This window comes from Mycobacterium sp. NGS57, assembly GCF_059812405.1.
Window position 1 is genome coordinate 325820 of the sequence record NZ_JCALCP010000006.1, and the last position, 22225, is coordinate 348044.

Here is a 22225-nt window from a genome sequence, read left to right on the forward strand (position 1 = left end):
CTATTACGGAACACTATTTATTTTAGGTGTTCTGGTGGGGGGTGTGGCATTCTCACGACAAAATTGTCGCGTGCCTGGATTGTGGTTGCGAGTTGTGTTGGTAAGTTTTCGGCCGGTTAGTGCCAGTTCCCTGCACCCATTACTGGGCTTCTAGGTCTGGCCTATCGAACCCGTGTTCTGCGGGGGGCCTTATCCCTCTAAAAGGGTGAGAAACCTGATCTTGGAGAAGGTTTCCCGCTTAGATGCTTTCAGCGGTTATCCTGTCCGAACGTGGCTATCCAGCGGTGCCCCTGGTGGGACAACTGGTGGACCAGAGGTTCGTCCGTCCCGGTCCTCTCGTACTAGGGACAGGTTTCCTCAAGTTTCTGACGCGCGCGGCGGATAGAGACCGAACTGTCTCACGACGTTCTAAACCCAGCTCGCGTGCCGCTTTAATGGGCGAACAGCCCAACCCTTGGGACCTGCTCCAGCCCCAGGATGCGACGAGCCGACATCGAGGTGCCAAACCATCCCGTCGATATGGACTCTTGGGGAAGATCAGCCTGTTATCCCCGGGGTACCTTTTATCCGTTGAGCGACACCCCTTCCACTCGGGGGTGCCGGATCACTAATCCCGACTTTCGTCCCTGCTTGACGTGTAGGTCTCGCAGTCAAGCTCCCTTGTGCATTTACACTCAACACCTGATTGCCGTCCAGGTTGAGGGAACCTTTGGGCGCCTCCGTTACATTTTAGGAGGCAACCGCCCCAGTTAAACTACCCGCCAGGCACTGTCCGTGAACCGGATATACGGTTCGACGTTAGGTGTCCAATACGATCAGAGTGGTATTTCAACAACGACTCCGCCCCAACTGGCGTTGAGGTTTCACAGTCTCCCACCTATCCTACACAAACCGTACCGAACACCAATACCAAGTTGTAGTGAAGGTCCCGGGGTCTTTTCGTCCTGCCGCGCGTAACGAGCATCTTTACTCGTAGTGCAATTTCGCCGAGTCTATGGTTGAGACAGTCGAGAAGTCGTTACGCCATTCGTGCAGGTCGGAACTTACCCGACAAGGAATTTCGCTACCTTAGGATGGTTATAGTTACCACCGCCGTTTACTGGGGCTTAAATTCTCCGCTTCACCCTTGCGGGTTAACGGGTCCTCTTAACCTTCCAGCACCGGGCAGGCGTCAGTCCGTATACATCGTCTTGCGACTTCGCACGGACCTGTGTTTTTAGTAAACAGTCGCTTCTCGCTGGTTTCTGCGACCGGATCCCGCTCCCAGCGCAAGGCTGTTCACGGTATTCCGGTCCCCCTTCTCCCGAAGTTACGGGGGCATTTTGCCGAGTTCCTTAACCATAGTTATCTCGTACGCCTCGGTATGCTCTACCTGACCACCTGTGTTGGTTTGGGGTACGGGCCGTGTGTGTGCTCGCTAGAGGCTTTTCTTGGCAGCTGAGGATCACCGAATTCACCTCAATCGGCTATGCATCACCTCTCAGGATTAGTGAGCGACGGATTTGCCTATCGCTCTCCCTACAGGCTTGCCCCAGTATTACCACTGACTGGTACGGCTACCTTCCTGCGTCACCCCATTGCTTGACTACTACCAGCGAAGGTCCCACGCAGCCCCGAAACTCCACGCCCCCGAAGGGGAATGGTCGATCCGGTTTTGGGTGGTTAGTACCGCTGATTCGTCAGGGACGCCCACACACGGGTACGGGAATATCAACCCGTTGTCCATCGACTACGCCTGTCGGCCTCGCCTTAGGTCCCGACTCACCCTGGGCGGACTGGCCTGGCCCAGGAACCCTTGGTCTTACGGCGGGCAAGGTTCTCACTTGCCTTATCGCTACTCATGCCTGCATTCTCACTCCCCCACCCTCCACCACCGGTCACCCGATGGCTTCGCTGAATGAGGGACGCTCCCCTACCCAACCTTACGGTTGCCGCGGCTTCGGCGGTGTGCTTGAGCCCCGCTACATTATCGGCGCATAATCACTTGACCAGTGAGCTATTACGCACTCTTTCAAGGGTGGCTGCTTCTAAGCCAACCTCCTGGTTGTCTCTGCGACTACACATCCTTTTCCACTTAGCACACGCTTAGGGGCCTTAGCCGGCGATCTGGGCTGTTTCCCTTTCGACGTACGGAGCTTATCCCCCGCCGTCTCACTGCCACGCTTTAACACCACGGCATTCGGAGTTTGGCTGACGTCAGTAACCTAGTAGGGCCCATCGGCCATCCAGTAGCTCTACCTCCGTGGTGAAACACGCAACGCTGCACCTAAATGCATTTCGGGGAGAACCAGCTATCACGGAGTTTGATTGGCCTTTCACCCCTACCCACAACTCATCCCCTCAGTCTTCAACCTAAGTGGGTTCGGGCCTCCACGCGGTCTTACCCGCGCTTCACCCTGGCCATGGGTAGATCACTCCGCTTCGGGTCCAGAACACGCCACTCAAGCGCCCTATTCAGACTCGCTTTCGCTGCGGCTACCCCACACGGGTTAACCTTGCGACGTGTCCCTGACTCGCAGGCTCATTCTTCAAAAGGCACGCCATCACCCCATAAAGAGGCTCTGACGGATTGTAGGCACACGGTTTCAGGTACTCTTTCACTCCCCTCCCGGGGTACTTTTCACCATTCCCTCACGGTACTAATCCGCTATCGGTCATCGAGAAGTATTTAGGCTTACCGGGTGGTCCCGGCAGATTCACAGCAGATTCCACGGGCCCGCTGCTACTCGGGTTTTGATACAAGGTAGGTGTCGGGTTTTCGCGTACCGGGCTTTCACCGTCTGCGGCGGACCGTCCCAGGCCACTTCCGCTAACTACGACACTTTCTGACTACCTCCCAGCCAGGTAGAGCTGAGACGTATCAATCCCACAACCCCGCACACACAACCCCTACCCGGTTACACATGCGTGCGGTTTAGCCATGTTCCGCGTTCGCTCGCCACTACTGACGGAATCACTTTTGTTTTCTTCTCCTACGGGTACTGAGATGTTTCACTTCCCCGCGTTCCCTCCCGCACCCTATATATTCAGATACGGGTAACACGACATCACTCGTGCTGGGTTTCCCCATTCGGAAATCCTCGGATCAACGCTCGGTTGACAGCTCCCCGAGGCATATCGCAGCCTCCCACGTCCTTCATCGGCTCTCGATGCCAAGGCATCCACCATGCGCCCTTAAGCACTTACAAACACAAAAACCAAAGAAAAATTACACAAAACGAACACGCCACCATAAGTTCAGCAGCGCATTCATTTAGATGCTCGCAACCACTATCCAGTTCTCAAACACCACACCCCACCACCAAGATGGGGAGGACACCACTCGAAACAAACCCGAGTGTTGCCTCAGGACCCAATAGTGTGTCTGGCTTGCTTGTTGTTGTGCACCCGGCCCGCGCCCACTACAGGCGAGGACCCCTCACGGCTTGCACCCCACCAATTGGGCTGCTTTTCGTGGTGCTCCTTAGAAAGGAGGTGATCCAGCCGCACCTTCCGGTACGGCTACCTTGTTACGACTTCGTCCCAATCGCCGATCCCACCTTCGACAGCTCCCTCCCAAAGGGTTAGGCCACTGGCTTCGGGTGTTACCGACTTTCATGACGTGACGGGCGGTGTGTACAAGGCCCGGGAACGTATTCACCGCAGCGTTGCTGATCTGCGATTACTAGCGACTCCGACTTCACGGGGTCGAGTTGCAGACCCCGATCCGAACTGAGACCGGCTTTAAAAGGATTCGCTTAACCTTGCGGCATCGCAGCCCTTTGTACCGGCCATTGTAGCATGTGTGAAGCCCTGGACATAAGGGGCATGATGACTTGACGTCATCCCCACCTTCCTCCGAGTTGACCCCGGCAGTCTCTCACGAGTCCCCGGCATTACCCGCTGGCAACATGAGACAAGGGTTGCGCTCGTTGCGGGACTTAACCCAACATCTCACGACACGAGCTGACGACAGCCATGCACCACCTGCACACAGGCCACAAGGGAACCGACATCTCTGCCGGCGTCCTGTGCATGTCAAACCCAGGTAAGGTTCTTCGCGTTGCATCGAATTAATCCACATGCTCCGCCGCTTGTGCGGGCCCCCGTCAATTCCTTTGAGTTTTAGCCTTGCGGCCGTACTCCCCAGGCGGGGTACTTAATGCGTTAGCTACGGCACGGATCCCAAGGAAGGAAACCCACACCTAGTACCCACCGTTTACGGCGTGGACTACCAGGGTATCTAATCCTGTTCGCTCCCCACGCTTTCGCTCCTCAGCGTCAGTTACTGCCCAGAGACCCGCCTTCGCCACCGGTGTTCCTCCTGATATCTGCGCATTCCACCGCTACACCAGGAATTCCAGTCTCCCCTGCAGTACTCCAGTCTGCCCGTATCGCCCGCACGCTCACAGTTAAGCCGTGAGATTTCACGAACAACGCGACAAACCACCTACGAGCTCTTTACGCCCAGTAATTCCGGACAACGCTCGCACCCTACGTATTACCGCGGCTGCTGGCACGTAGTTGGCCGGTGCTTCTTCTCCACCTACCGTCAATCCGAGTAAACCCGGACCTTCGTCGATGGTGAAAGAGGTTTACAACCCGAAGGCCGTCATCCCCCACGCGGCGTCGCTGCATCAGGCTTGCGCCCATTGTGCAATATTCCCCACTGCTGCCTCCCGTAGGAGTCTGGGCCGTATCTCAGTCCCAGTGTGGCCGGACACCCTCTCAGGCCGGCTACCCGTCGTCGCCTTGGTAGGCCGTCACCCCACCAACAAGCTGATAGGCCGCGGGCCCATCCCACACCGCAAAAGCTTTCCACCACAAGGCATGCGCCTCGAGGTCATATCCGGTATTAGACCCAGTTTCCCAGGCTTATCCCGAAGTGCAGGGCAGATTACCCACGTGTTACTCACCCGTTCGCCACTCGAGTACCCCCGAAGGGGCCTTTCCGTTCGACTTGCATGTGTTAAGCACGCCGCCAGCGTTCGTCCTGAGCCAGGATCAAACTCTCCAAACAAAAACTCCTCGATAACGAGGTGAATTTACAATCAGAGATACCTGACAAGACGCCAATATCTGGCATCAAAAAAACAGCCATACCCACACACGGGGAGTGCTAGGTATGGCCAAAAAACAACAACAAAACAAAAAGACCAAACACACTATTGAGTTCTCAAACAACACTCTTGCTGGTTTTCGCCCGCTTTGCGGGCAACCCTGCCAGCTTAATACCGATCTGGCGGGGGCGTCAAGCCCCAGTTTCGGCCAGCTTGTGTGGTGACCTCTGCGGGGCAGCCGTGCCAGGTTAGTACCGTTCCGGCGGGGAGTCAAAGCCCCGGTTCCCGGTCCCCTTCGAGAGGTGACCGCCCTTGTGGGGCACTGACTTTGACTACTCTACCCGTTCGATCTCCGCTCCCAAAATCGCCAGGTTCTCGACGAACAACGGGTAGCCGCGGTCGATGTGGAAGACGTCGTGGACCTCGGTGTCGCCGTCGGCGACGAGCCCGGCCAGCACCAGCCCGGCGCCGGCACGGATGTCCGAACACCACACCGGCGCGCTGGACAATTGCGGCAAGCCCCGCACGACGGCGTGGTGCCCGTCGGTGCGTGCGTCGGCGCCCAGTCGGATCATCTCCTCGACGAAGCGGAAGCGGGCCTCGAACACGTTCTCGGTGATCATCGACGTGCCGTCGGCGATCGACGCCAGCGCGATCGCCATCGGCTGCAGGTCGGTAGGGAAGCCGGGGAACGGCAGCGTCGCGACGTTGACGGCCTTGGGGCGTTCATACTGGGTTACCCGGAAGCTGTCGTCGGTCTGGGTGACGGTGGCACCGGCGTCGTGCAGCTTGTGCAGCACCACCTGCAGGTGGGCGGGATCGATGCCGGTCACCGAGATGTCCCCGCGCGTCATCGCCGCGGCGATGCCCCAGGTGGCGGCGACGATGCGGTCGCCGATCACGCGGTGTTCGGTGGGGTGCAGCCGGGGGACGCCGGTGATCGTCATCGTCGGCGAGCCCGCACCCTCGATCTGCGCGCCCATCTGGTTGAGCATCGTGCACAGGTCGACGACGTCGGGTTCGCGCGCCGCGTTGTGGATCGTGGTGACGCCCTCGGCGACGACGGCGGCCATCAGGATGTTCTCGGTGGCCCCGACGGACGGGAATTCCAGCTGAATCTCCGCACCGCGCAACGTGTCGGCCTGGGCGACCACGCAGCCGTGCTCGATGTTGCAGTGCGCGCCCAGCTGTCGCAGGCCGGCCTGGTGCATGTCCAGCGGGCGCGATCCGATCGCGTCGCCGCCCGGGAGCGCGACCTTGGCGCGCTTGCACCGGCCGACCAGCGGGCCCAGCACGCAGACCGACGCCCGGAACTGCCGCACGGCCGCGAAGTCGGCGTCGTATTTGGGTTCGTCGGGCGAGGTGATGCGGGCGACGTCGCCGTCGAGTTCGACGGTGGCACCCAGGCCGCGCAGCACCTCGGCCATCAGCGGCACGTCGAGGATGTCGGGGCAGTTGGTGATGGTGCTGGTGCCCTCCGCGAGCAGGGTCGCGGCCATCAGCTTGAGCACGCTGTTCTTGGCCCCCCCGACGGCGACTTCGCCGGTCAACCGGTTGCCGCCGGTCACCACGAATCGCTCAGCCACCCGCGTCAGTCTAGTTAAGGTCCCCCGGGCTTGTCAGTCAGCCGGCTCGGCCGGCCGGGTAGCGTTTCGCACATGGCCGTACACCTGACCCGCATCTATACCCGCACCGGCGACGACGGGACGACGGGATTGAGCGATTTCTCACGGGTGTCCAAGAACGACCCGCGGCTGGTGGCGTACGCGGACTGCGACGAGGCCAACTGCGCGATCGGCGTCGCGATCGCCCTCGGTGCGCCCGACGAGGAAACCGCGGGCGTGCTGCGCCAGATCCAGAACGACCTGTTCGACGCCGGCGCGGACCTGTCGACCCCGGTGGTGGAGAACCCGAAATATCCGCCGCTGCGGGTCCGCCAGGACTACATCGACCGGCTCGAGGGCTGGTGCGACACCTTCAACGAACCGTTGCCGGCGCTGAATTCCTTTGTGCTGCCGGGTGGTTCGCCGTTGTCGGCACTGCTGCACGTGGCCCGCACCGTGGTGCGTCGCGCCGAGCGCTCGGCGTGGTCGGCGGTCGACTCGCAGCCCGACGGGGTCAGCGTGCTGCCGGCGAAATACCTGAACCGGCTCTCGGACCTGCTGTTCATCCTGTCGCGGAGAGCCAACCCCGGCGGCGATGTGCTCTGGCAGCCGGGCGGCGGCGCATAAGCGCGCCGAGACTGCGCGTAGAGCGCGATTCGCGCGAAAATCGCGCTCTCACCGCAGTTTCGGCGCTCGAAGCGAGCGTCAGACGCTGCGACGGCGGGCGCGCGGCGAGGGCCGCGATTCCAGCCAGGACAAGAACGCGGTCAGCGCGCCCTTGTCGAACGCCAGCTCGTAGCCGGATCGGCGGTCCTGCGTGGTGTCGCGCAGCTCCAGCACGACGATTTCGTCGGTCATGATGTCGAACTCGTCGCCGCGCGGCGCGCGCCGGGACACGATCTCCACCCCGCGCCGGCTCAGCCGACGATCCGGCCACAGCCGCAGGCTGGACAGCCGGTAGAACGCGGCCTCACCGCCGCGGTAACGGATCACGCCGTGTCGCCAGCCGTGGCCGCCCATGGCGGGAATGTCGCGCATGATTCCCGCGGTTCCGCCCTGACGCAGCTTCCACAGCCGGTAACTGAGGGCCAGGACGGCGGCCCCCAGCACGACGACGAGCACGACCATGCCGACCATGGGCGCGCTCATACCCTTGTCCGAGGCGCTTAGTCGAGGGCGCCGACGGCGCGGAGTCTGGCGCGCCCCCGCGCGGCGATGCGGGGATCGTCGGACTCGGCGTCCTCCCGGGCGGCGCTCTCGTCGATCTCCGACTCGAATTCCGCGGATTCCGCGAGGATGCTGACGCCCTCCTCGGTCACCGACAGGAAGCCGCCGTCCACCGCGATGCGCAGATCGTCCTCGCCGTCGCGCTCGACCCGCACCATGGCGTCGTCGACCAACTGCGCCACCAACGGGATGTGGCGGGGCAGGACGCCGATCTCGCCGACGGTGGTGCGGGTGAACACGAACGTTGCCTCACCCGACCAGATCTGTCGGTCGACGGCGACGATCTCGACCTTCAACTCGGCCATTGACCCAAGCCCTCAGGAGTCCAGCTTGGCGCCGAAGCTCTCGGCCTTCTTGGCCAGGTCGTCCAGGCCGCCGATCAGGAAGAACGCCTGCTCGGGGATGTGGTCGAAGTCGCCCTTGGTCAGCTTGTCGAACGCCTCGATGGTCTCCTTCACCGGCACCGTCGAACCCGGCTGGCCGGTGAACTGCTCGGCCGCCATCATGTTCTGCGAGAGGAACCGCTCGATCCGCCGCGCCCGGTTGACCAGCTGCTTGTCCTCCTCGGACAGTTCGTCGATACCGAGGATGGCGATGATGTCCTGAAGGTCCTTGTAGCGCTGCAGGATTCGGATGACCTCCTGCGCCACCCGGTAGTGCTCCTCGCCGACGACGCCGGGGTCGAGGATGGTCGAGCTGGACGCCAGCGGGTCCACGGCGGGGAAGATGCCCTTGGAGAACACCGACCGGGACAGCTCGGTGGTGGCGTCCAGGTGCGCGAACGTCGTCGCGGGCGCCGGGTCGGTGTAGTCGTCGGCGGGCACGTAGACCGCCTGCATGGACGTGATGGAGCGCCCACGGGTCGAGGTGATGCGCTCCTGCAGCTCGCCCATCTCGTCGGCCAGCGTGGGCTGGTATCCCACCGCCGACGGCATGCGGCCGAGCAGGGTCGACACCTCGGAACCCGCCTGGGTGAACCGGAAGATGTTGTCGATGAACAGCAGCACGTCCTGGCCCGCCTCGTCGCGGAACCACTCGGCCATCGTCAGCGCCGACAGCGCAACCCGCATACGGGTGCCGGGCGGCTCGTCCATCTGACCGAACACCAGCGCGGTGTCCTTGAGCACGTCGGCTTCCTTGAGCTCCACCCACAGGTCGTTGCCTTCACGGGTGCGCTCCCCCACGCCGGCGAACACCGAAGTGCCGCCGAAGTTTCGGGCGATGCGGTTGATCATCTCCTGGATGAGCACCGTCTTGCCCACGCCGGCGCCACCGAACAGCGCGATCTTGCCGCCGCGCACATACGGGGTGAGCAGGTCGACGACCTTCAATCCGGTCTCGAGCATCTCGGTGCGCGGCTCGAGCTCCTCGAAGGCCGGCGGCTTGCGGTGAATCGACCAGTGGTCGAAGTCCTCTCCGTAGCCCGGCTCGTCCAGGCAGTGCCCCAGGGCGTTGAAGACGTGGCCCTTGACGTCCTCGCCGACGGGCACCGAGATCGACTTGCCGCTGTCGGTGACCTCGACGCCGCGCACCAGACCGTCGGTGGGCTGCAACGAAATCGTGCGAACCAGGTTGTCGCCGAGGTGCTGGGCGACCTCCAGCGTCAGCGTCTTCTTCAGCTCCTCGAAGGTGATTTCGGCGTTGAGCGCGTTGAACAGCCCCGGCACCGACCCGCGCGGGAACTCGACGTCGACGACCGGACCGGTGACGCGCACGACGCGGCCGCTGGTCTCGGAACCCTTGTCGGCTTTGGTCTTTTTGGACGCTTCGGTAGTAGCAGCCATAATTTCTCTTCTTCCTCGTGTGCTACTTGGCGTCGGCGAGCGCGTTTGCGCCGCCGACGATTTCGCTGATCTCCTGGGTGATCTGAGCCTGCCGCTCGCGGTTCGCCATCAGCGTCAGCTCCTTGATCAGGTCGTCGGCGTTGTCGGTGGCCGACTTCATCGCCCGTTGGCGCGACGCCAGCTCGGACGCGGCCGACTCGAGCAACGCCGCGTAGACGCGCGTGGTCACGTAGCGGGGCAGCAACGACTCGAAAAGCGTTGTCGCGTCGGGCTCGAACGAATACAGCGTGTGCAGTCCGGGCTCGGCTTCTCCGACGTACTCCACCACGAGCGGGGCGATGCGGTGGGCCGCCGCCGTCTGCGACATCATCGACTTGAACTCCGAGTACACGATGTGCAGCTCGTCAACCCCCGGGCCGCCCTGGTCCTCCTGCGACCGGCCGTCGCCTTCTTCGTCCGCGCCCTTCATGAAGCTCTCGACCAGCGTCGAGGCGATCTCCGCGGCGTTTTCGTACTGCGGCTGCTCGGAGAAACCCGTCCACGACTCGGTGATGTCCCAGTTGCGGAACCTGAAGTAGTTCTGCGCCTTTCGGCCCACGGTGTAGAGGACCGGCGTCTTGCCTTCGTCCCGCAGCAGCGAGAACAGCTCCTCGGAGCGGCGGAAGATGCTGGAGTTGTACGCGCCGCACAAACCGCGGTCGGAGGACACCACCAGCACGCCGGCCCGCTTCGGCTCTTCGCGCTCGACGAGCAACGGGTGGTCCAGGGCCGCCTCGCCGGACAGGGTGGTCAGCATCGCGGTGATCTGGAATGCGTAGGGCCGCGCCGATTCCAGACGGGCCTGCGCCCTGCCGATGCGCGAGGTGGCGATCATCTCCTGGGCCTTGGTGATCTTTTTGATCGACCCGGCCGAACGAATACGGCCGCGCAGTTCGCGAAGTGTGGCAGCCATAGGTTGCTATTTCTTCTCTTTCTTGGGCTTGGGCTTTTCCTTCTTGACCTGCACCGACTCCTTGCCGAGTTCCTCTTCGTCCATCGCCTCGACGTGCTCGTCGGGCACCACCGAGCCGCCGCCGGTGGCCGCGAAGCCCTTCTTGAACTTCTTGATGATCTCGGTGAGCTGGTTCTCGCCCTCTTCGGAAAGCTTCTGGCTGTCGCGGATACCGGCCAGGAAGCTCTCCTCGGAGGCCCGCATGTGGTCCAGCAGTTCGGTTTCGAACCGCCGGACGTCCTCGACGGGCACGGAGTCCAGGTGGCCGCCGGTGCCCAGGAAGATCGACACCACCTGCTCCTCGACCGGCATGGGCTGGTACTGCGGCTGCTTGAGCAACTCGACGAGCCGCTCACCGCGCTCCAGCTGCGCCTTGGACGTGGCGTCCAGGTCGGAGGCGAAGGCGGCGAAGGACTCCAGCTCGCGGTACTGCGACAGGTCCAGCCTCAGCGAGCCGGCCACCTCCTTCATCGCCTTGATCTGTGCGGCGCCACCGACGCGGGACACCGAGACGCCGACGTTGATGGCCGGTCGCACGCCCTGGTTGAACAGGTCGGACTCCAGAAAGCACTGCCCGTCGGTGATCGAGATGACGTTGGTGGGGATGTAGGCCGAGATGTCGTTGGCCTTGGTCTCGATGACCGGCAGCCCGGTCAGGGAGCCGCCACCGAGGTCGTCGGAAAGCTTGGCGCAGCGCTCCAACAGCCGCGAGTGCAGGTAGAAGACGTCACCGGGGTAGGCCTCGCGGCCGGGCGGGCGGCGCAGCAGCAGCGAGATCGCACGGTAGGCTTCGGCCTGCTTGCTCAGGTCATCGAAGATGATCAGCACGTGCTTGCCGTCGTACATCCACTGCTGCGCGATGGCCGAACCGGTATACGGCGCAAGCCATTTGAAGCCGGCCGAGTCGGACGCCGGCGCCGCGACGATGGTGGTGTAGTCCATCGCGCCGCCCTCGTCGAGCGCGCGGCGGACTGCGGCGATGGTGGTGCCCTTCTGGCCGATGGCCACGTAGACGCAGCGCACCTGCTTCTTCTCGTCGCCGCTCTCCCAGTTCTGCCGCTGGTTGAGGATGGTGTCGACGCAGACCGCGGTCTTGCCCGTCTTGCGGTCGCCGATGATCAGCTGGCGTTGCCCGCGGCCGATCGGGGTCATCGCGTCGATGGCCTTGATCCCGGTCTGCAGCGGCTCTTTCACGCCCTGGCGCTGCACCACCGACGGCGCCTGGATCTCCAGTGCGCGCCGCGTGTCGGTATCGATGTCGCCCTGCCCGTCGATGGGCGCACCGAGCGGGTTGACGACGCGGCCGAGGAACGCGTCGCCGACGGGCACCGACAGCACCTCGCCGGTGCGCTTGACCTGTTGCCCCTCTTCGATTTTCTCGAAGTCGCCCAGGATCACCGCGCCGATGCTGTGCTCGTCGAGGTTGAGCGCGACGCCGAGAACCCCGCCCGGGAACTCGAGCAGCTCCTGGGTCATGACGGAGGGCAGGCCCTCGACGTGCGCGATGCCGTCCCCGGCCTCGATGACGGTGCCGACCTCCTCGCGGGAGGTGTCCGAGGTGAAGGAGCCTACGTACTCCTCGATGGCGCTCTGAATGTCGTCAGCGGAGATTGTCAACTCTGCCATGGCTTTTCGTCTTCCTACTTGATGATTCTGGTTTAGTTCGCGTCTAGTCGGGCAACTGGGCTTCGGCCGCGGCGAGCCGGGACGAGAGCGTCCCGTCGATCACCTCGTCGGCCACGGCGATGAGCAGCCCGCCCAGCAGGCCGTCGTCGATCTGCACCTGCAGGGTCACCGGGTGCCCGTAGATGCGGCTGAGCACCTCGGTGAGGCGGGTGCGCTGCGCGTCGCTGAGTTCGGCCGCCGCGCTGACGGCGGCGACGATTTCGCCGTGGCGCGCGACCGCGACCTCGGCCAAAAATCTCATGGCCTCCTCGGCCGACTCCCCCCGCAGCAGCTCGACGGTCTGGCTCAGCAACGCCTTCGTGACGGGGTTGATCCGCCCGCTGGCGTTGTCGAGCACCTTGCGCAGCAAGCCAATTCGGCCTTCGGCGGGGGTGCGGTACTCGCCCAGCAGGATGCCGAGTCGCGGCTGTTCGTCGAGGATGCGGGAAAACCTGAACAGCTGGTCTTCCACCTCGTCGACCCGGTCCTCGCGTTCGGCGACCTCGAGCAACGCCTGCCGCGAGATGTGCTCGAGGGCGTCGATCAGATCGGAGTTGGCCGACCAGCGTTCGGAAACGGCCGCCCGCAGGACCTCGACCGTGGCGTCGCTGACCTTGCCGGAGACCAGCCGCTCGATCAGCCGGATCCGCGGGGTCGCGTCCTCGGCCGGCACGGTGAGGTAGCGGGTGACGACGAGTTCGCCGTCGAGCATCTTGGCGACCGCCACCAGCTCACCGGACAGCGTGGACAGCGCCTTGTTGTCGAGGTCCTTGGCGACGGTGCCGAACCGGTCCGACAGGTTGCCCACCGCCAGCCGGCTGGCCGAGCGCATCTTCGTCATGAGCGGGTACTCGACGTCGGCGGGGGCCGGCGCCATGGCTTCCAGGTCGTCCAGGAACCGATCCACGGTGGCCGCTTGCTGGACCGGGTCGGCGACGTAGTCGCGCACCAAATCCTTTGCCTGGCGCACGGATTCGTAGCCCAGCTCCAGGCGCAGCTGGCGGGTCAGCTGTGACCGCAGCAGCTCGCTTTGGCGCAGGCCCTGCGCCTTGATGCGTTCGGCCTCCACCTCGGACTGGGCCTGGAACTGCTCGGTGATGCGTACGGCGTCGGAACGGGCCTCTTCGACGACTACCTCCGCCTCTTCCTTGGCGGCCTCGACGGCCTTGCTGTGGGCGGTCGTCGACTCGGACAGCCGGTCGGCCGCCGCGGCCGAATCGGCCAACTGCTGGCGCACCAACTCCTGCCGGGCGGTCATCATCCTGCGCACCGGCGGCACGACGTAGCGCACCACCAGGAACACGATGACCGCGAACCCGCACAACTGCCCGATGAAAGTCGACATGCCCTTACCTTGTCGCAGCGGAGGTGGTGACGTCGACGCCGAGGATCCGGCTGGCCAGCGTCGACGACATGGTGCCGACGTTGGCGCGCAGATCGAGTTCCACGGCGTCCCTCTCCCGTTTCAATTGCTCGGCGGCCAACTGCAACGTCGACATCACCTCTTGCTCGGCACGGGCACGCGCGTCCTCGACGACCTTGCGGCCTTCGGCCCGGGCGCCGTCCCGGAAGGACGACGCCTGCATGCGCGCTTCCTTCATGGCCTCTTCGTAGTCGGCCTCGGCGGCCTCGAACTGCTCGGCCGACTTCTTGTTGTCGGCCGCGGTTTTGGCGACCATGGCATCGCGTTCGCGCAGCACCTTCATGATCGGCGGCACCACGAAGGTGCCGATGACGGCGAGCACGATCAGGAAGATGGCCAGCACGAAGAAGAACGTGCCGTTGGGGACAAGGAAGTTGCTGCCCCCCTTGCCTCCCTCTGCTACGACCTGGCCGGCCGCCAGCACAATGGGGTTCGGGTCACCCATCACAGCGAACTACGTGACGGGGGTGGCGAAGACGAACAACGCCATGAACGCCAGGTTGATGAAGTACGCCGCCTCGACCAGACCGACGGTGATGAAGAACGGCGTGAACAAGCGGCCCTGCGCCTCGGGCTGCCGGGCGATGCCCGCAACCAGCGCGTTACCAGCCACACCGTCACCGATGCCGGCGCCGATCGCGCCGCCGCCCATGATCAGTCCCCCGCCGATGAGGGCACCGGCAGCGATAGTGGGGTCCATTCTCTTCCTCCTTTATTCAGCTTTATCTGCTGGCTTATCTGGTAGCGGTCTACCGGGCTCGAGTCCTAGCCATTCCTAGTCATGGTGTTCCTCCAGCTCCATGGCCTGGCTGAAGTACAAGATCGTCAGGATCGAGAAGATGAAGGCCTGGATCGCCCCGACGAACAAATCGAACGACTTCCAGATCGCGTTGGGCGCCCACATGATGTACGGCGGGAAGAGCGCGATCAGCGCCACCAGGATGCCGCCGGCGAAGATGTTGCCGAAGAGTCGGAGCGACAACGAGATCGGCTTCGCCAATTCCTCGACGAGGTTGATCGGCGCGAGAAATGCGACGTGCCCCTTGAGCACCTTGATCGGGTGCCCGACGATGCCGCGCCGCCAGATGCCGGCCACGTGGTAACAGACGAAAACGAAAAGGGCCAGCGCCAGAACGTAATTGATGTCCGCGGCCGCCGACTTGAGCAACTCGCTGGTGTGACCGGATTTGTCGGTGTACTGCAGCGGCAGCACCGACAGCCAGTTGGAGATCAGGATGAACACGAAGATCGTGACGGCCAGGGGCAGCACGAACGGCGCGATGCGCATCCCGATGGCGGCCTCGATCTGGTTGCGCATCTGGATGGTGAGCGCCTCCCAGAACAATTGGACCCCGCTGGGGACGCCGCTCGAGGTGATCTTGGCGCGCAGGAAGAACGCCAGGCCGATCACGATCACCGCGGCGATCGCCGTCGCCAGCACGGTGTCGGTGTTGACGGTCAAACCAAGCCACTTCGCGGTGGTGTGCTCACCGACCTCGATTTGGGACTCGGCCAGGATCGTCACGTCAGTCATCGCTGGTGTTCCTTCCGTCCGCCCCTGCCGGCCCCTGGGCTTCGGCCGGCTCGCCCGTGCGCAGCTTCTTCCAGACCGGCAGCGCGGTCGACACGACCAGCAGCAACTGGAAGACGGCCAGGCCGAAGACCACGCCCAGTCCCGGGGGCCGGAAAACGTAGGCGATGATCAGCCCGATCACGGTGATGATCGCCAGCCGGGTCGCCGAGTTGAGAGCCATCGAGCTCTTCATCGGGTGCTCTTTGGCGGTGATCGACGCGACGGAGCGTTGCACGAGAACGGCGTTGAGCAAACCCAGCAGCAGCCCGACGCCGAAGAACACGCCGACCATGAGGTGACCGGCCAACCCGGCGGCGAGCATGGCCGCCGCGGTGATGCCGACGCTGATGGCGAACAGCCGAACGGGACGGAACGCAACAGAGGGAAACACCAACGGCGCGTCCTGCGCTGGTGTCGTCACTGCAGCACCTCAATCCCAGATAGTTGTGCGGGAACCCCAGACCGACCGATCGGTGGCTCGCCGAGCGTATCGCACGTCACAGTGGCATCACCCGAGGGGTAGCCCGCCGCGTCGGTCCCGATTCGACGCGGCCGGACGAGCTTCCGGCGGGCCGGTTTCCCGGCCACCCTCGAGGTCTTGTTTTGGGGTTCTACCAGCACCGTACCACAGCGACGGCATCACTACTACCGCCTGTCGTAGGGGTGGGCGGGTCCCGTCTAATCCACGTCGTAGTCGTCGTCGCGGCGGCGCATCAGCGGGATGGCCGTCGCCACGCCGGCGACCACGATCGCGCCCAGCATCACCGCGGCGGTGTCGCTCGGGTTGAAGAAGATGGTGCTGGCGGCGCCGAACGCGACGATGCCCACCCACAGGTAAATCAACAGCACCACCCGGCGGTGCGAATGACCGATCTGCAGCAACCGGTGGTGCAGGTGCATCTTGTCCGGGCTGAACGCGCTGCGGCCGGCGCGGGTGCGGCGCACGATCGCCAGCAGCAGGTCGAGCATCGGCACGAACATGACCGCCGCCACCAGCAGGAACGGCGAGAGCAAAGCAAACACGTCGCGGGCGCCGTAGGCGTTCTGCGAAACGGGCCCGGCCGCCGTCGTGGAAGCCGCCGCCAGCATCAGGCCGATCAGCATCGAGCCGGAGTCGCCCATGAAGATCTTGGCGCGGTGGAAGTTGTGCGGCAGGAACCCCAGGCACGCCCCCGCCAGCACGACGGAGATGACCGCGGGCGGGTAGAACAACACGTCACCGCCGTGGTCGCGCAGCAGGCCGACCGAGAACATGCAGATCGCCATCGCGGTGATGAGCCCCAGCCCGGCGGCCAGCCCGTCGAGCCCATCGACGAAGTTCATCGCGTTGACGATCGACACGGTCAGCGCCAGCGTGAGCAGGATCGACGACGCCTGGTCGAGCACGATGGTGCCGACGCCGCCCAGCGGGATGTACAGGACGCTCCACGCCACACCCATGGTCACGAGCACGCTGGCCGCGGTGATCTGGCCCGCGAACTTCGTCAGGGCGTCCAGGCCCCAGCGGTCGTCGATCAGGCCGATGCCCACGATCACCGCGCCGGCCACCAGGACCGCCGGCATGCCGGTGGAGTAGACGAACCCGCGGGTGAGCGCGGGAAGTTGCCATGCCAGGAAGACGGCGGACAGCACGCCCAAAAACATCGCCAGCCCGCCCATCCGCGGGGTGGGCGTCACGTGCACGTCGCGTTCGCGGGGGTAGGCGACCGCGCCCAGCCGGGTGGCCAGCAGGCGCACCGGCCCGGTCGCGAAGTAGGTGACGATCGCCGCCGTCAGCCCGACGAGCGCGAGCTCGCGCAGCGGGACGCCGGTACCACGGCCGGCCAGGGCGAGGAGGCAGGACACCATCGAGACCGTACTTCACCACCCTGAGGCCCGGCACCCATGGAGCTGGGACCGCACGCGCGCTCAGGCGATGAGGCTGCCGGGGTCGACGCCGAGGACCTCGGCGATGCGCTCGGCGCTCACCGGGCCCGCCCGCAGGATGCGCGGGGTGCCGGCGGTCAGGTCGACGATCGTGGAGGCGGCCTGTTGTTGGGCGGGGCCGGCGTCGAGGTAGACGTCGACGAGGTCGCCGAGCTGGCCGCGGGCCTCGGTGGCGTCGACCGCGGGCGGGCGGCCGGAGACGTTGGCGCTGGACACCGCCATGGGCCCCACCTCGCGCAGCAACTCGATGGCGACCGGGTGCAACGGCATCCGCAGCATGACGGTGCCGCGGGCGTCGCCGAGGTCCCACTGCAACGACGGCGCCTGCGTCACCACCAGGCTCAGCGCGCCCGGCCAGAACGCGCGGATCAGGTCGCGGGCCCCGTCGGGCATCGTGTAGACCAGGCCCTCGATGGTGTGCCAGGAGCCGACCAGCACGCCCACCGGCATGTCGCGGCCCCGTCCCTTGGCGGCCAGGAGCGCGGCGACCGCGGTGCTGTCGAAGGCGTCGGCGCCGATGCCGTAGACGGTGTCGGTCGGCAGCACGACCAGCCGGCCGCCCTTGAGCGCACCCACCGCCGAGGAAATCCCGACCGCGCGCTGGTCGGGGTCGGCGCAGTCGAACACCGTTGTCATGCGCGCCCCCGTTGGGCGGTCACGAATCGCGGCCGTCCGGCCAGGTCGTGGCGGGGGTTGATGTCGTCGAAAAGCCCTGTGTCCTTGATCAATTCGACGGTCTGGCGCGAGGTGGTGTCGTCGTGCTCGACGGCGAACAGGCCGCCCGGGCGCAGCCAGCGCCCGGCGAGGCGGACGACCGCCACGATCACCGCCATGCCGTCGGGCCCGCCGAACACCGCGTGCGGCGGATCGTGTTGGGCCACTTCGGCTTCCACGACGCTGCCGCCGGGAACATAGGGCGGGTTGGCGACCACCAGGTCGGCGTGGCCGTCCAGGTCGGGAAGCAGTCCCGGCTCGCTGACGTCGGCGCGCAGCAGTTCCACCGCGGTGCCCTCCGCGTTGCGGCGCGCGTAGGCCAGCGCCTCGTCGGAGTCGTCGACGCCGACTACCCGCGCGGCCGGGCGGTGCCGGGCCAGGGCCATGGCCAGCGCGCCCGATCCGGTGCACAGGTCGACGACGACGGGTCTGGGCCCGAGCGGCTGCGCCGTGGCCCACGCCAGGATGGCCTCGGTCTCGGGGCGCGGGATGAAGACACCCGGACCGACGCGCAGGGTCACCGGCCCGAACGCCGCGGTCCCGGTGAGGTGCTGCAGCGGCACGCGGCGCGAGCGGGCGGCCACGACGTCGCGGTAGCGCCCGAAGAAGTCGTCGCCGGGCGCGTCCAGCAGGGGCAGCCGGCCGCGCTCGGCGCCCACCAGGTGGGCGGCCAATTCCTCGGCGTCGTAGCGCGCGGAATCGATTCCGGCTTCGGCCAGTTGCGCCGCCGCCGAGTCGATCGCGCACCGCAGGGCGCTCATGCCTGTTGCAGCCTCGACTGTTTGTCGGCGGCGCCCAGCGCGTCGAACAGCGCGTCGAGGTCGCCGTCGAGGACCTGATCGAGGTTGTGTGCCTTGAAACCGATCCGGTGATCGGTGATCCGGTTCTCCGGGAAGTTGTAGGTGCGGATGCGTTCGCTGCGGTCGACGGTGCGGATCTGGCTGGCCCGGTCGGCCGAGGCGTCGGCGAGGGCCTGCTCCTCGGCCATGGCCTGCAGGCGCGCGGCCAGCACCTGCAGGGCGCGGGCCTTGTTCTGCAGCTGCGAGCGTTCGTTCTGACAGGTGACGACGATCCCGGTGGGCAGGTGCGTGATGCGCACCGCGGAGTCGGTGGTGTTGACGCCCTGCCCGCCCTTGCCGGACGAGCGGTAGACGTCGATGCGCAGGTCGGACTCGTCGATCTGCACCTCGCCGACCTCCTCGGGCTCGGGATAGACCAGCACGCCCGCCGCCGAAGTGTGAACGCGCCCTTGCGATTCCGTGACCGGGACCCGCTGCACCCGGTGCACGCCGCCCTCGAACTTCATCCGCGACCACACCCCGTCGGCGCTGTCCCCCTTGCTCGCGATGGCGAGCGTGGCGTCTTTGTAGCCGCCCAGGTCCGAGTTGGTCTCGTCCAGCACCGTGACCGTCCAGCCGTGCCGCTCGGCGTAGCGGATGTACATGCGGGCCAGGTCGGCGGCGAACAACGCCGATTCCTCGCCCCCCTCACCGGATTTGACCTCGAGCACGATGTCGTCGGCATCGTGCGGGTCGCGCGGCGCGAGCATGTCGGTGAGCTGGGTGTCCAATTCGGCCACCCGCGCTTCCAGTTCGGTCACCTCGTCGGCGAACGACGCGTCGTCGGCGACCAGCTCGCGGGCGGTCTGCAGGTCGTCGCGCGCGGCGGTCAGCTTGCGGTGGGTGGCGACGATCGGGGCCAGCCTGGCGAACCGGCGTCCGGCCTTGCGGGCCTCGTCGGGTTTGCTATGCAACTCGGGGTCGGCCAGGCGCCGCTCGAGTTCGGCGTGCTCGGCGAGCAGCACGTCGATGGTCTGCGTCATCTGGTCACCTCCCCGAACACGAACCGACGCCCGGCCTGCGCGGCTTCGCGCACAGTTCGGGCGTCGGCGATCCAGCTATTTGTCGGCGTCGGTGCTCTCGGCGGCCTTGCGCTTGCCGTAGCGCTTCTCGAAGCGGGCCACGCGGCCGCCGCTGTCGAGGATCTTCTGCTTGCCGGTGTAGAAGGGGTGGCACTGCGAGCAGACCTCGACCGTGATCCGGCCGCCCGGCTTGGTGCTGCGGGTGGTGAAGGTGTTGCCGCAGCCGCAGAGCACGGTCGTCTCCTCGTAGGCGGGGTGAATGTCAGCTTTCATCATGTCCTCATCGATCGTGTGCCGCCGCGGGCGTGAACCCGTCGATTATGCCAGGTCAACCCACACCAGCCCAAAACGCCGGGATGCCGTTGTGCATTCCCGGGAGGGTCAGTCGTCGTCCATCGAGCCGGGCGTGGTCTTGGAGACCTGCACCAGGAACTCGTAGTTGTTCTTGGTCTTGCGCAGCTGGCTCATCAGCAGGTCGATGGCCTGGTGGGGGTCCAGACCCGACAGCACGCGGCGCAACTTGTGCACGATGCCGAACTCGTCGGGCGACAGCAGCAGCTCGTCCTTGCGGGTGCCGGACGGGTTCACGTCGACGGCGGGGAACACCCGGCGCTCGGCGATCTTGCGGTCCAGCTTGAGCTCGGCGTTACCGGTGCCCTTGAACTCCTCGAAGATGACCGTGTCACCGGTGGAGCCGGTCTCGACCATCGCGGTGGCGATGATGGTCAGCGACCCGCCTTCCTCGATGTTGCGCGCGGCGCCGAGGAAGCGCTTCGGCGGATACAGGGCGGTGGAGTCGACACCACCGGACAGGATCCGGCCCGACGCGGGCGAGGCGTTGTTGTAGGCGCGGCCCAGACGGGTGATCGAGTCGAGCAGCACCACGACGTCCTGCCCCTGCTCGACGAGCCGCTTGGCGCGTTCGATGGCCAGCTCGGCGACCGAGGTGTGGTCCGACGGCGGCCGGTCGAACGTCGAGGCGATGACCTCGCCCTTGACCGAGCGGGTCATGTCGGTGACCTCCTCGGGCCGCTCGTCGACGAGGACGACCATGAGGTGGCATTCGGGGTTGTTCTTGGTGATCGCGTTGGCGATGTCCTGCAGGATGGTCGTCTTGCCGGCCTTGGGCGGCGAGACGATCAACGCGCGCTGGCCCTTGCCGATCGGCATGATCAGGTCGATGACCCGCGTGGTCAGCCGCTCGGAGGTGGTTTCCAGGCGCAACCGCTGGTTGGGGTACAGCGGCGTCAGCTTGCCGAACTCGGGGCGCTTCCTGGCGTCCTCGACCGAGCCGCCGTTGACGCTGTCCAGGCGCACCAGCGGGTTGAACTTCTGCCGCTGGTTGGGCTGCTCGCCATCGCGGGGCACCCGGACCGCGCCGGTCACCGCGTCGCCGCGGCGCAGGCCGTTCTTGCGGACCATGTTCATCGACACGTACACGTCGTGCGGGCCGGCGAGGTAGCCGGAGGTGCGCACGAACGCGTAATTGTCGAGGACGTCGAGGATTCCGGCGACCGGCTGGACCACGTCGTCCTCGCGCAGTTCGGCGTCGGCGCCGTCACCCGAGCGTTCGCCGCGGCGGCGGCGGTCGCGGAACCGCCTTCCCCGCCGGCCCTGGCGGCCCTCGCCGTCGTCGTCCTGCTGATTGGAGCCACGCTGTTGACCGCCCGAGTTCTGCTGCTCGCCACCCTCGTCGGTCTTGGTGTCCCGTTGGCGCTCTTGGCGTTTGTCGGTGTCGGCGTTGTTGGCGCCTTTATCGGGCCTGTCCTGCGCCTGCTTGTCGGGCGATCCCGCCTCGCGGGCGGCACCGCGGCGTTCGCGGCGCGGCGCGTCGGTTTTGTCGGCGCCGTTCTGGTCGCCCTGCGGCTTGTCGGCGGGCGCTTCGGTTTTGTCGCTCTTGCCGGTGTCTTCGGCGGGCGACCCGTTGGACCGTCCCCGGATTTCCTTGATCGCGGCGATGAGTTCGTTCTTGCGCATGCCCGACGTGCCCTTGACGCCGACTTGGTTGGCCAGCGCGCGCAGCTCGGGCAGCACCATGGCGGACAGGGAGCCGGTCCCGGTAGCGGGTTTGACGTCGGCTGTGTCGGCGGTGTCTGTGGTCACGGGGCTGGGCACCTGATTGCTGTCGGTGCTCTCGCCAGCCGTGACGAGGTCCGTATCGGTCACGGAGTTCCTTTCTTCCCCTGCTGATCAGGTCATAGGGGGTTCGTTGCATTCAGCCAAATTGCCGAGTGCGCCCAATCATCGACTCTGCAACGGTGATCGCCAGATCGGCGGAGGGAAACGGCGAACCTCGTTCACGAGAAGAATTGGTGTTGTCCTAGCGGCAAGGCAGTGTTAGATGCTGCGATTGCTGGACGGGTCCGAGGATAACCTGCATCCGGGGCGGAAGCAAGCAAACCCCGTCGCCGCGCCTCG

General features: G+C 65.3%; 18 protein-coding genes and 2 rRNA genes. 1 reads left to right on the plus strand and 19 read right to left on the minus strand.

The annotated features are described in order from the left end of the window. Nucleotides 1–96 precede the first annotated feature (96 nt). The 3 genes from AC5Y43_RS14130 to murA form a co-directional block, all read right to left on the minus strand. Nucleotides 97–3188 (minus strand): 23S ribosomal RNA (locus tag AC5Y43_RS14130). 279 nt (nucleotides 3189–3467) lie between these two features. Continuing rightward, nucleotides 3468–4999 (minus strand): 16S ribosomal RNA (locus tag AC5Y43_RS14135). Together the 16S and 23S rRNA genes form the textbook arrangement of a ribosomal RNA operon. Before the next feature lie 372 nt (nucleotides 5000–5371). Continuing rightward, nucleotides 5372–6625 carry a UDP-N-acetylglucosamine 1-carboxyvinyltransferase gene (murA, locus tag AC5Y43_RS14140; protein WP_499973338.1) on the minus strand — a complete coding sequence of 418 codons (1254 nt, stop codon included), beginning with the start codon at nucleotides 6623–6625 and terminating at the stop codon, nucleotides 5372–5374. A gap of 72 nt (nucleotides 6626–6697) precedes the next feature. Between murA and AC5Y43_RS14145 the strand changes: the two genes are divergently transcribed. Further along, entirely contained in the window at nucleotides 6698–7270 is a 573-nt protein-coding gene (locus tag AC5Y43_RS14145) for a cob(I)yrinic acid a,c-diamide adenosyltransferase (RefSeq protein ID WP_499973339.1), read from the plus strand. Nucleotides 7271–7348: 78 nt separating this feature from the next. On the opposite strand, the gene AC5Y43_RS14150 is transcribed toward AC5Y43_RS14145, so the two are convergent. The 16 genes from AC5Y43_RS14150 to rho form a co-directional block, all read right to left on the minus strand. Next, nucleotides 7349–7792, minus strand: a complete 444-nt coding sequence (locus AC5Y43_RS14150; protein ID WP_499973341.1) for a DUF2550 domain-containing protein — start codon at nucleotides 7790–7792, stop codon at nucleotides 7349–7351. A gap of 17 nt (nucleotides 7793–7809) precedes the next feature. Beyond that, the gene (locus AC5Y43_RS14155) at nucleotides 7810–8175 is read right to left on the minus strand and encodes a F0F1 ATP synthase subunit epsilon (protein ID WP_499973343.1); all 366 of its coding nucleotides are present in this window, start codon (nucleotides 8173–8175) and stop codon (nucleotides 7810–7812) included. Between the two features lie 12 nt (nucleotides 8176–8187). After that, nucleotides 8188–9654: a F0F1 ATP synthase subunit beta gene (gene atpD, locus AC5Y43_RS14160; RefSeq protein ID WP_499973344.1), complete on the minus strand. Its 1467-nt coding sequence runs from the start codon at nucleotides 9652–9654 to the stop codon at nucleotides 8188–8190. A gap of 22 nt (nucleotides 9655–9676) precedes the next feature. Further along, a complete protein-coding gene (locus AC5Y43_RS14165) occupies nucleotides 9677–10606 on the minus strand; it encodes a F0F1 ATP synthase subunit gamma (RefSeq protein ID WP_499973346.1) in 930 nt (309 codons plus the stop codon). Between the two features lie 6 nt (nucleotides 10607–10612). After that, the gene (gene atpA, locus AC5Y43_RS14170; RefSeq protein ID WP_499973347.1) at nucleotides 10613–12271 is read right to left on the minus strand and encodes a F0F1 ATP synthase subunit alpha; all 1659 of its coding nucleotides are present in this window, start codon (nucleotides 12269–12271) and stop codon (nucleotides 10613–10615) included. Nucleotides 12272–12314: 43 nt separating this feature from the next. Next, nucleotides 12315–13655, minus strand: coding sequence for a F0F1 ATP synthase subunit B/delta (locus AC5Y43_RS14175; RefSeq protein ID WP_499973348.1), 1341 nt, complete (start codon nucleotides 13653–13655; stop codon nucleotides 12315–12317). A gap of 4 nt (nucleotides 13656–13659) precedes the next feature. Then, nucleotides 13660–14178: a F0F1 ATP synthase subunit B gene (locus tag AC5Y43_RS14180; protein WP_499973350.1), complete on the minus strand. Its 519-nt coding sequence runs from the start codon at nucleotides 14176–14178 to the stop codon at nucleotides 13660–13662. A 9-nt stretch (nucleotides 14179–14187) separates the two neighbouring features. Next, a complete protein-coding gene (locus tag AC5Y43_RS14185) occupies nucleotides 14188–14433 on the minus strand; it encodes a F0F1 ATP synthase subunit C (RefSeq protein WP_067113102.1) in 246 nt (81 codons plus the stop codon). A gap of 75 nt (nucleotides 14434–14508) precedes the next feature. Further along, on the minus strand, nucleotides 14509–15267 hold the full coding sequence (gene atpB, locus AC5Y43_RS14190; protein WP_499973351.1) for a F0F1 ATP synthase subunit A: 759 nt from the start codon (nucleotides 15265–15267) through the stop codon (nucleotides 14509–14511). Further along, the gene (locus tag AC5Y43_RS14195) at nucleotides 15260–15727 is read right to left on the minus strand and encodes an ATP synthase subunit I (protein ID WP_499973353.1); all 468 of its coding nucleotides are present in this window, start codon (nucleotides 15725–15727) and stop codon (nucleotides 15260–15262) included. The genes atpB and AC5Y43_RS14195 overlap by 8 nt, the downstream gene beginning before the upstream one ends. Nucleotides 15728–15984: 257 nt before the next feature. Further along, nucleotides 15985–17154 carry a glycosyltransferase family 4 protein gene (locus AC5Y43_RS14200; RefSeq protein ID WP_499973355.1) on the minus strand — a complete coding sequence of 390 codons (1170 nt, stop codon included), beginning with the start codon at nucleotides 17152–17154 and terminating at the stop codon, nucleotides 15985–15987. Between the two features lie 60 nt (nucleotides 17155–17214). Further along, nucleotides 17215–17868, minus strand: a complete 654-nt coding sequence (locus AC5Y43_RS14205) for an L-threonylcarbamoyladenylate synthase (RefSeq protein WP_499973356.1) — start codon at nucleotides 17866–17868, stop codon at nucleotides 17215–17217. Beyond that, entirely contained in the window at nucleotides 17865–18707 is an 843-nt protein-coding gene (gene prmC / locus AC5Y43_RS14210; RefSeq protein ID WP_499973358.1) for a peptide chain release factor N(5)-glutamine methyltransferase, read from the minus strand. Before prmC ends, AC5Y43_RS14205 begins: the two co-directional genes overlap by 4 nt. Then, nucleotides 18704–19768 (minus strand): peptide chain release factor 1, encoded by a 1065-nt coding sequence (prfA, locus tag AC5Y43_RS14215; RefSeq protein ID WP_499973360.1) that lies wholly within the window; start codon nucleotides 19766–19768, stop codon nucleotides 18704–18706. Before prfA ends, prmC begins: the two co-directional genes overlap by 4 nt. Nucleotides 19769–19843: 75 nt before the next feature. Then, nucleotides 19844–20080 (minus strand): 50S ribosomal protein L31, encoded by a 237-nt coding sequence (gene rpmE / locus AC5Y43_RS14220; protein ID WP_499973439.1) that lies wholly within the window; start codon nucleotides 20078–20080, stop codon nucleotides 19844–19846. Between the two features lie 108 nt (nucleotides 20081–20188). Continuing rightward, complete coding sequence (gene rho, locus AC5Y43_RS14225; RefSeq protein WP_499973441.1) at nucleotides 20189–21844, minus strand: transcription termination factor Rho; 1656 nt, start codon at nucleotides 21842–21844, stop codon at nucleotides 20189–20191. Between the last annotated feature and the right edge of the window lie 381 nt (nucleotides 21845–22225).